Annotated in this window: 7 protein-coding genes and 1 pseudogene; 1 reads left to right on the forward strand and 7 read right to left on the reverse strand. The window is 40.3% G+C overall.

Going from position 1 to position 10,312, the window contains the following annotated elements:
* Nucleotides 1-251: 251 nt before the first annotated feature.
* Nucleotides 252-539 (reverse strand): DUF4183 domain-containing protein, encoded by a 288-nt coding sequence (locus HMPREF0083_RS29185; RefSeq protein ID WP_021618901.1) that lies wholly within the window; start codon nucleotides 537-539, stop codon nucleotides 252-254.
* 435 nt (nucleotides 540-974) lie between these two features.
* On the opposite strand from HMPREF0083_RS29185, the pseudogene HMPREF0083_RS29915 reads away from it, so the two are divergent.
* Nucleotides 975-1,316, forward strand: a pseudogene (locus HMPREF0083_RS29915) (IS1380 family transposase); the annotation flags it as partial.
* 683 nt (nucleotides 1,317-1,999) lie between these two features.
* Here HMPREF0083_RS29915 and HMPREF0083_RS00440 read toward each other — a convergent pair.
* From HMPREF0083_RS00440 to HMPREF0083_RS00465, 6 genes are all read right to left on the reverse strand, one after another.
* Nucleotides 2,000-5,743 carry a DUF6531 domain-containing protein gene (locus HMPREF0083_RS00440; protein ID WP_021618904.1) on the reverse strand — a complete coding sequence of 1,248 codons (3,744 nt, stop codon included), beginning with the start codon at nucleotides 5,741-5,743 and terminating at the stop codon, nucleotides 2,000-2,002.
* Between the two features lie 29 nt (nucleotides 5,744-5,772).
* Complete coding sequence (locus HMPREF0083_RS00445) at nucleotides 5,773-6,171, reverse strand: DUF4280 domain-containing protein (RefSeq protein WP_051354485.1); 399 nt, start codon at nucleotides 6,169-6,171, stop codon at nucleotides 5,773-5,775.
* A 219-nt stretch (nucleotides 6,172-6,390) separates the two neighbouring features.
* The gene (locus tag HMPREF0083_RS00450) at nucleotides 6,391-6,888 is read right to left on the reverse strand and encodes a hypothetical protein (RefSeq protein ID WP_021618906.1); all 498 of its coding nucleotides are present in this window, start codon (nucleotides 6,886-6,888) and stop codon (nucleotides 6,391-6,393) included.
* Between the two features lie 50 nt (nucleotides 6,889-6,938).
* On the reverse strand, nucleotides 6,939-8,036 hold the full coding sequence (locus HMPREF0083_RS00455; protein ID WP_021618907.1) for a pentapeptide repeat-containing protein: 1,098 nt from the start codon (nucleotides 8,034-8,036) through the stop codon (nucleotides 6,939-6,941).
* Nucleotides 8,037-8,051: 15 nt separating this feature from the next.
* The gene (locus HMPREF0083_RS00460) at nucleotides 8,052-9,563 is read right to left on the reverse strand and encodes a phage baseplate assembly protein V (protein WP_021618908.1); all 1,512 of its coding nucleotides are present in this window, start codon (nucleotides 9,561-9,563) and stop codon (nucleotides 8,052-8,054) included.
* Nucleotides 9,563-10,201 (reverse strand): hypothetical protein, encoded by a 639-nt coding sequence (locus tag HMPREF0083_RS00465; RefSeq protein WP_021618909.1) that lies wholly within the window; start codon nucleotides 10,199-10,201, stop codon nucleotides 9,563-9,565. The genes HMPREF0083_RS00460 and HMPREF0083_RS00465 overlap by 1 nt, the downstream gene beginning before the upstream one ends.
* Between the last annotated feature and the right edge of the window lie 111 nt (nucleotides 10,202-10,312).

Raw genomic sequence — 10,312 nt, forward strand, 5'->3', positions numbered from 1 at the left:
CTGGATCATTCTGGATAATCAACACCCTTGAAATAAATTATGTCTATAAATTCAAGTAAATTATTAAGTGTAAAAAAGGGGTTAGTTTGGCGTTTCTGGATTGTCCTTAGGCCCTCGCTGTAATTACACTATCAATCTAATGATGAGCGTTCTTCTATTCACTAATTAATATTTAATAAATCATTGATAGGGCATATACATAATTTAACAAGTAAATGCCCTATATAAACTTAGGCAACACAGTAGCCCAACTAAGGGAGTACTTGAGCAGAAAACTGAACAATTTCAAGGATAATGGGTTCACCTGCAAAAATAATACCGCCATTGGGATTAATAGTTAAAGCATTAGAACTAACGCTATATATGCCACTTTCTTGTAATATTCCATTAACATAAAGATTACTGTAGCTACTTTGTCCAAGGTTTGTAAATTCACTTACCGGCCCCCTACTATCACCAGTAAATTGAGTGGCTGGAATGACTTCAGGGGCCTCAATATCTGTGCCTACGATATAAAAATACCTTTGAACGGCGGGCATGATCACTACTGACCCTACTAACCCTGGCGGTCCTTGGGGGCCTGGTGGACCTGGAGAGCCTGGCGGTCCTTGAGAACCTGGTGATCCCGGTGGTCCTGGGGAACCTGGTGGTCCCGGTGGTCCCGGTGGTCCCGGTGGTCCTGGTGGTCCTTGGCGTCCTGGGGAACCTGATGGACATAATGGAGGAGAACATATTATTACAGGATTCCCCCATATGCATTTGCGAGCGTTTCTCAGCATTTTCACCTCCTATTTTTCCCTACTTATATTCTCCAATCTATTCCTTAGGAGTTTGTCCTCGAAACGGCATGTACCTACTAGAATTATCCTGAATTTCGAAAGTACGCCTCTCTGAAAACGTGAAAAGGGCTCCGAAACTTTGGTAGAATAGTGTTTGTTCAAACAACATCACCCAAAGAGAGGAGCACCTTTTAGGTGAAGTCTACCACACCCGTCAGCAAAATCAAGACCGAATTTTCATTGCAAAATGCCACGAGCTTCGACGGCATTAAAGTCTTTCTTACCTATCTCGAAAAAATCAAACTTGCCGAAGTCATGCACAGCCTCTCCGACATCAAAGCGCGCAACGCCATTTTCCCTATTCATCGCATATTACCCTATCTCATCATCGGCTGGATGCTCAGCTGCGAACGAATCTTCCACTTCCGCAAGTTGCAGCATGACGCGTTGCTGAAACGCTTTTTCGGTGATCGCTGTCCGCACCACAGCCTGCTGTATAAGGAGCTGGGGCGGCTAGGCCAGTCGTGTCCGCAGCTGCCGGCGTCATAGATACAATCTGTCTTGTCTTTTGTTTCATACAAGTTTCCGACATCATCCACACTGCGGTATAAGAAGTCAAATTGACGACTGTTTTGATTAGCCCACACAAGATTACTAAATTCGTCGTAACCATAGGTCGCTTTTATACCGGTTAGCTCGTTGACCATACTGCGTAATTGGTGATTAACGTCCCAATGATAGACGCGTCTTCGTGTATCTCGGTTTTGACTCCTTACTCGATGGTGTGTTGGTTTACCTGTGATATCATATTGCCATTTACTAATGACATCCCCGGGTAGGATTCTCTCAATCTCTTGACCGAGTTCATTGTACTGCATGGAGACTGTCCACTGGGCTTGTTCGGAACGAGAGGCAGTGATTTGCAAGACATTGCCCATCTCATTACGAGCGATATCGATTTTTGCGCCTAAGCTACTCGTAATTTGTGAACGGTTGCCTAATTCATCGTAGCTACTCGCAATCCAATGGTCATTTTGCCATTCCTTGATGACTTGACCGGATGGGTCTCGCTCAAGCTTTACTTTCACATGCTCATTTTCAGTCTCGATTAACGAACCGTTTTTGTCATAGCCGAACGTTTCCCAAGTGTCATCATAATATTCAGCACGGATCACATTCCCCAGACCATCATGTTGATACGCTGTCCAACGATCACCTGGTCATTGAATTCGCTGAACCAATCCTGCCAGACTTCGTTCATACGTTCTTTCCATATCGTCAAAGCCAATTTCCTTGACGATATTACCTTTCGCATCGCGTTCAAACTGATATGCTTCGCCTTTTTCATTGATGACATCGGTTAACTGTTCCTCTGTATCATAGCTGAATTTAACTTTCTTTCCACCCTGTTCTCGAGAAATTAAACTGCCAAGAATGGTGTAATCAAAGGCTACTTGCGTATGGTTATCTTTCGCAAAAACAACATCGTCATAAGCATCGTACTTTAATTGAACGTCGTTTCCATCTGAAAGATTTGCCCGTACAAGGCGATTCAAATGATCATAACGGAATTTCTCTGTTGCCCCTAGAGGATTGGTCGTTGTTGTGCAGTTACCACGACGGTCATACGTCCATGTCGAACTTGTCCCGTCTGGTAATGTTACTTGACTTAGGTTCAGATCAGCATCATAAGCTAAGCTTACCATATGACCTTGCGCATTTATCACCGTTTTAATTAAATATTTATCATTATAGGAAAATTCAGTCTTTGTGCCATCTTCTAAAATATTTGCCTGTAATGTACTATCTTCATTATAAATCCACTGACGACTTCCGCCCTCTGCGTTAACGGCCTGAATCAACCTATCCTTCTCATCGTACTTTGACGATAAAGTACTGCCATCTGCAAGAGTTATCGTCACTGGATTTGCCCACTCATCATAGCTATATGACGTGATACAACCATCTTCATCTACTTCTTGCAGTAATTCAAAGTCCTCATTATATTGATAGCTAACTTCACTACCATCTGGATGAACAATTTTCGTACAGAGGTTATCTTCGTTGAAATAATAATAACTTTTATGGCCTAAGCTATTCGTAATCTCATTATAGCCCTCGTGATACAAAAGCTCCCCTGCAAGGACATTGCCATCTCCCCATGTTTTGATGACTCGTGCACCTGTAGTTGGACCATCGTAGCGCCAGAAGAAGCTATTTTTATTGCGATCTATTTTTTGCATCATCAAATGATTCACATATTTTAAATGCGTACTTTGCCCTAACGCATCTTGAATTTCGATTAAATCTTGTCCATCATTGTAAACATAGCGAACTAAGACTTCGCGGCTCACCTGATTACGTAAGGCGACCTCTGTCATTCTACCTGCCTCATTAGTCGTAACTTCGAGCACTCTTCCAACACTGTCGGTTACTTGAGATAAAAAACCATTATCGTTATACGCAAATTGAATCTGATGGTCTTGCTCATTTCTTACTTCTTTTAAACGGAATCTTGTTTCTGTTGTTTGTTCAAATACATAAATCAATCGTGTATCATGCTCAAACAAATGATACTCCTCACCTGTATTGGTTAAGGTCATTCTTTCTCGTTTGTTAAAATACGACAAGTTTATTGGTAAAATTGGAAATCCAACTGCGCGACCATCCGTCACAACGATCCCAATCAGGTCATCTTCTTCAAAAATCTCTAAGGCTAGATCGTATGTAAAGTGCATACCATGACCCGACAAGCCAATGCGACTACTATCACTGTACCAAGCGCGTTCCCATGAAAGGGGGATAGGTCCTGGTAATTCAAAGTCGACACCTTCATAAACCATCCGCCCTGTAATTAAATCAACGGGTTCGAAGCCCCATTTACAGAATTTCTCACTTAATCCTTGTGTACATTTAAATTTACTGTTTTTTAACACTTTATGATTAAAATTCGTTAGCCCTTTTATTGCAATAGCTTTCATACCGTCTACGGCCTTCGACACTGCTAACACTTCATCCATTGAGGTGATAACTTTATCTGCGGCTGTCTTGACGCTCTTAGCCCTTTTGTTGGCTAGCGCCGTTACTGTATCTAGCGTTTTAGACACTTTTGTATAAGCTGCTTTCATCCCTTTTATTGCTTTTGATGCATCCACTGCCTTGTCCGCAGCCTTTGCAGCTTTACCGGCAGCCTCTGCAACCTTTGCTGCTTTATTGACCTTATAAGCTGTTTTTGCTGCATCACCAACTACGGGGACTGCACCTACTAGGTTCATAGCTGCCCCCATGTAATCTCCTCTTGCCAAGCTAATTCCTGCATTCGCAATATCTGCAAATGTACCGATGACAGGAATAAACCCCGCGACATCCAGTGCTAAGCTTACGTTATCTAAAAGACTGCTAAACCAGCCTTTCTTCTCTTTTTTCGTTTCTGCCATTTGCGGGAAAATTACGTCAACTTTTGTTGTAGCCTCAATCGCTTCCTCATTTAACTTCGGTGGTTGACTTTGCTTCTCCGTACCTTCTTGTTCGATAAGCGTACTAATTAACTGTGTGTCAGCTGCAAGGATCACATGACTTTGCTCCTTTGCTGAAACGGCAAGCCATTCTTCTGCCTCAACGGATAGCTCTTTCATTCCACTTATTTCAAGAGTTTCATCCGCCGCTAGCATAATGGTACTGTTACTAAGAAATGTTATGCCTTCACCATCATCCATTTTTAAGTCCAATACCCCATCTATTGCACTAAAGGTAATATCTCCAACACCTAATGTCATGTCTTTTCCAGCATTAGTGGCTAAAGATTTAACCGTAGTATCCGCCATTTTCTTCGTCTGCTTTTGCCCACCCTCTGGCGTGACTGGATCAACACGTACCGAGCTAATGACGATAGCCTCTTCTTCCACAGCGCTAGGAAAATGCAATTGGGCACGTGCACCAATTTGGGGCATTAAATACATAACGCTATTGGCATCTGCAGAATAAGCAAACCAATGCGCTTTTGCTTTATCTTGTTTTTTATCGATATCTAAATGAATTTTAACGGTATTTTGTGTAACATCAATGATCTTTCCTGTAAATGCTGCACCAATAAGATCTAAATTGCGTACTAATCGCTGACGAATACTTCTCTCTGGTTGGGCAGTATATTGAAACTTTAATACCCCGCCATCAAGATGGATTTCTCGAACCGTTATGATATACGCTCTACCCTTTAATTGCACCGAAGTACCAAGCTCGTATGCCTCTGTGCTTTCAAACTCACAAAATGTATAATCGGTTTCGCTCACATCCGTACCATCGTTTTCCGTAATCAACCGATATGCGTCCACATCCATACGTAATATGGAAGGCAGATGGTCGATAGTTACGCTCTTCCTACTTTGAGGTGTACCAAACCAAAATCGTGGACCCTTTCCTTTTAAATCAGGAAAAATAACCGCATGTAAACGAGAGGCCATTCTTTTAATAAATGTCCAATTGGTTTCCATGTATTGGATTGAAATTTGACCAATGGCCTGACCGTCAGAAGCATGGTCGATATAATCCCCTTGAGGATAGGCACTCATGATATTATTGATTAACTCTACATATGTCATATTCACATCTTGAAAAGAACGTGAGCGCTTCTCAATATCCATATTTGCTGTAAATGATACAGCCTCAACTGAGACATAATGCACCCCTTGGGCTGCCTGCAACTCCGCATTTTCAATTCTTCCAGAAAACAATATGTCTTGTTCTCGTCCAAATTTAACAACAACTTCGTCTGTATGACTGACCCGCTGAATATATTTTTGCGCCTGCTCTTCAGCAATCATCCCCGTAAAATACAATCTCGCATGATCATTGCCTTTATGTTTAATTGTTAGTTTATCTAAATGAATAAGTGGATACGGCCATTCAAGCACAAGATCCTCATACGTACTAACAATGTTTACTTCTTTTCCCCCTAGCGATTTCATTACTTACCTCCTTTCAATCAAAATTCACTTTAAAAACCTTGTTTCGGTATATCCAATTCCTCTTGCCCATCATGAACAATATCGATTTTGCCTCCACCTGCTAAGCATTGTGTATGACAGCGACTTAATAACGCTTGCTTCCCTTCGATATTGACATTTTCCATTCCTTCCAGCCAATCAATGGAGCATACTGGTGTACACGGTTTTTTCAACTTTAAACAGACACCAAAGGTTGGGATGTTTTCAGGGTTTCGATCCCCGACATTCATTACAGCCTTCCCTTTAATATAAACACCATGATCCTGCGGTAAATTTAAATAATTGAGATGGCTACCATGCTCACAGGAAATGATTGCTCCATGTACGACATAACTAAATTGCTCCTGTTCCGAACCTTCTGTCTCCAAATTTTCTACAACTTGAGCCATTAGATATCCTTCCTTTCGCATCATTTGTGATATATATCACTTTCACACTCGACAAAGCTTCGGAATGATGTAAGCTCATCCCAAAAACGTGTGATTGATTTACATTCTGACTGAGCGCTTTCTCAGGGCTTCCAGTCGGAATGGAAATCAACTTATATAAATGGAAAACGTTTTAGCTAATGTGATTTACAACTTTCGGTAATAAATTATGATTTTTATTTATCGTCTTTCTAGTTTTACTCGCTGCAGCTGAATTCCGAAAAGTGGTCGTCGCAACATACTTTCCGCAACATCTAAATTAACTATAGTGAAAGTTTCCATTTTGCTGTCGACTTGAAAAATACAATCCAATTCCACCTTCTTTGGGTTAATTACGAGCTCCTTTATACGTCCATCTGGATAATAAGTCGTTTCATGGGAAATACAATTCTTCTCTACAATGTCCATAATCCAATAAACGCGCTGTGTCCCTTTCTTTACATCCGTAAAAACAATGGCTGTAAAATCTAAGTTATCTTCATATTTTGAGAACAACTTTTTTAAATCTTCGGACACAATTCTTCGAGGCTTATCCAAATAATCCAGATATACCGCATTCTCTTTCTCGACCACTTCCCCAAATACTGACGAACAGACAAAATTATCATCAAGGTCTGTTTTCAAAGGAATAATTGGATTTGTAATACTTTGATCTTGCCGAACAATAAAATACTCCATCTTTTCCTCCTGTAATCATCATTTCTGTCTCACATAACGTTTGCATAAAATTAATGAATCCAATGAATATCTTCTATCTGTTTTCGGCTAAATTGACACTTCTCTTGTTCACGTTTAAAGAAGGTAGCCCCCTTTAAATTAGCACCTGTAAAATTGGCACCTGCAATCTGCGCAAACTCAAATTTTGCATTTTCCAAATTCGCATGACTGAAATCAGTGCCAATGTAGCATGCGACTTCATCATCGGAAAGCCTCAGCGTTTTTCCCTGTGCATGCGTAAAATTAGCGCCTGCTAAATTAGCATTTCGAAAATCAGCATCTTGAATGGCTGCATAAGAAAAATCAGCATGCGTTAACCTACAATCTACAAAACTAGTACCAATGCAAACACTCCCTTTCAAAGAAGCACCCTTTAAGTCACTCCCATTGAAATTCGCATAGGAAAAGTCCATTTGATTAAAATCTTTCTGCGGTAATTGTAGGTTTGAGAAGTTTTCAAACGTATACGATTTGTCCATCTCTTTTTTCTCCAACCATGAGAGGAGATTTTTTTCCACCCGCTCACGTTCATCAATAATCGCAACATCCTCACTAAACCCCTTATATTCACCGACACGAAATCGCAAACACGCTGCTCGTTGAAAATCTATTTCAGGTACGTGTTCTTTTTGATAGCGAAAGAGATAGCGGACCAATTGAATGATATACTGATGAAACAGAATTACTGTCTGCTGAATGATTCCTCGAACGTCGGCTGCTTGAATGAGAAGATATGGTTTTCTTTCTTTTTCAAGTGTTTTGTGTAAATCTATTATCGCCTCACTAAGCCACTCCGCTTCATACTGTGCCGTGCATTCTACCCAATCGTAGTACCATTTCTCTCCATACGCCTCTAGCAAATAAGTACACTTGTTATCTAGTAATGATGTTCGCAGCAATGACAAATGAATAAAAGCAACTGGCGCTAACTGTCCCTGTTCCTGCTGCTCTCTAATATTCTCAAACAACTGTTCAAGTGAATGAATGATTGGTTGTAGCAAAGCTTTCTTCTCTTGGCGAAACTGTCGATCAACCTTCTCCTGCAAGCGGCTGGCATGAACAGATACACATTCATCCATAAAATGCTGTAATGCTTCTTCTCGTTTCATGCATCCACATCCTCACTAATTTGCTCGTACTTCTGGTCCTTTAATCTCCATTTTGTCTTCCATCTTGATGGAATTGTCTTTACACGTCATCTCAATTTTTTCATTGGCATTAATCATAATTTGCTTCGCATTGATGACGACTTTATCCGTTGCTTGTAAATTAATATTTTTATCGCTTATGATAGAAATACCGTTATCATCCATAAGCGAAATCATTAATCCTCCGCCAGAAATGACAATTCGATCAGGTGCAAGTAAAATTTGTTTACCATGCTTCGTTCTAAGTGTCTTTACATCTGGATCAGCCATCCGCATTGGATCTTGACGGCTATCCTCTGGCGGTGCAACACTTGATTGACTGCCGCCACCTTGACTAGTCGGATTCGTTGCCGCTAACATAGCACCAGATTGTGGAGGAGCTTTTGAGACAGAGCTAATCGCAATCCCTTCATCCTCACGATTGCTTGGGAAGTAGATTCTAACATTGTCAGATAACTCTGGCATAAAATACCATCCTGTGTTATCTTCTGATGCGTAGATCGTTGAATACGGAAACCAATAGGCCGTATCTTTTTCTTGTTCCTCATCGAAATTGACATGAATGCGAATTTTGTCCCCTGCTACATCAATTACTTTTCCTTGAATAGAAGCACCAATAATGGCTTGATTATAAGTTGTGTGGACACTGAAGCCGTTCTGAGGTGTTAACGTATAGATATGCTTAAATAAACCATCCTTTAGTCTCGAGACGATTTTATAAACATACAATTTTTTTGACTGGAAAGTAACTTCATTGCCTATTTTAAATGGTTGAATCGATTCTACTTCATAGTACATGTAGTCACTATCTGTAATACTGTCGAGATGATTTTTACTGGAGATAAGGAAGTTGCCGATCGCTTTTTTCACTCGGTAATTAATGGCCTCCATTTTCTGCGTGTCCCCGGTCTGAAACGGTACACCGAAGTAAAACTTTGCATCTCCGTGAACAGTGTCTGACACTAAGCCTGTATGAAAACGTGATGCCATTCGTTTAAGAAATTCCCAGTCTGTCTCTAAATATTGCATCGTAAAGCTGCCAAGACTAGCGCCCTTTGTAACATGATCCATGAAATCGGCGCCTGGTTGATCGGCAATACATACATTTATTAATTCACTATAGGGCATGCTTGCATCTTGATACGTTTGGTTTTTCTTTTTCACATCTAACACATACGTATGCGAAACCGCTTTCACCTCCAAATAATATGTACCCATAACCGATTTCACTTGCACATCTAACGCTAGCCCATTAAAAATAGGCATAGATTGTCCATTACTCGCGATTTGCAATACTTCAATAGCCGTTTCTGCATCTGTCATATAAACGTAGGAATCTTCTAGCTCATCTGGAATCACGCCCGTTAAACGCAATGTAGCATGCTCATTCATTTGCTGTATAGTTTCGATTTCACTAACGCGGATATTATAAGGCATCACAATCATATCTTTATACGTTAAAGCTGTTTCCTTTTTCACACGCTCCATCAAACAACACCCTCTTCATCTAATTTGTTTACGATTGAGATAGAGTCCATCATGCCGTAAGCAATGGGCTTCCACACATTCATTTCTTTTTTCAAGCAATTAACTGAGCCCGTTGCCACATTGTCACCTACTATAAACAAAAACATTACATTATAAGTCTTGGTATCTAATGCCTTCGTAATGAAATCAAAATAGCCAATTTGTACACCGTTAACTTCTTTTATACCGATATCCAACATATCTGCATCTGGCTGTAATTTTCGAAGTATATCCATCATGGTATGTGTAAAATCTTCTAGTTCCTCCTCTTTTATCTGCTGCTCCATAATTTTCATCGTAACGTTAATAGACGTACTTTCACTTGTATAGATGTAATCGGGTCTACGTCTTGATGGATATTTAATATCCATTAATTCAGGCTCCATCTCTTCAAATGCTGCAGGAATAGACATCCGTATTTGATCCTCATAAAAACCGATTTCTGTAAATTCAATCGTTTCATCTTCGATCGTGAGCTGACCTTCTTTAATCGCCTTGACTATGTCAGTATGTAACAATTGGTTTTCGATGTTTTCCATTCGTTTCTTCTGCCTTGCATGTTTCGTCATCTCGATAATTTCTTCATCGATGAAATTCATTTTTTACGCTCCTTTGTTTCAGCTCTTTTTTCTCTATCTCATAGCGCTGTATTTTTTGCTTTCTTTTGAGAGTGATGGCATCTATGCGTTTTGTGTATTTCATGCCTTGTT

It is taken from the genome of Aneurinibacillus aneurinilyticus ATCC 12856 (genome assembly GCF_000466385.1).
GTDB lineage: Bacteria > Bacillota > Bacilli > Aneurinibacillales > Aneurinibacillaceae > Aneurinibacillus > Aneurinibacillus aneurinilyticus.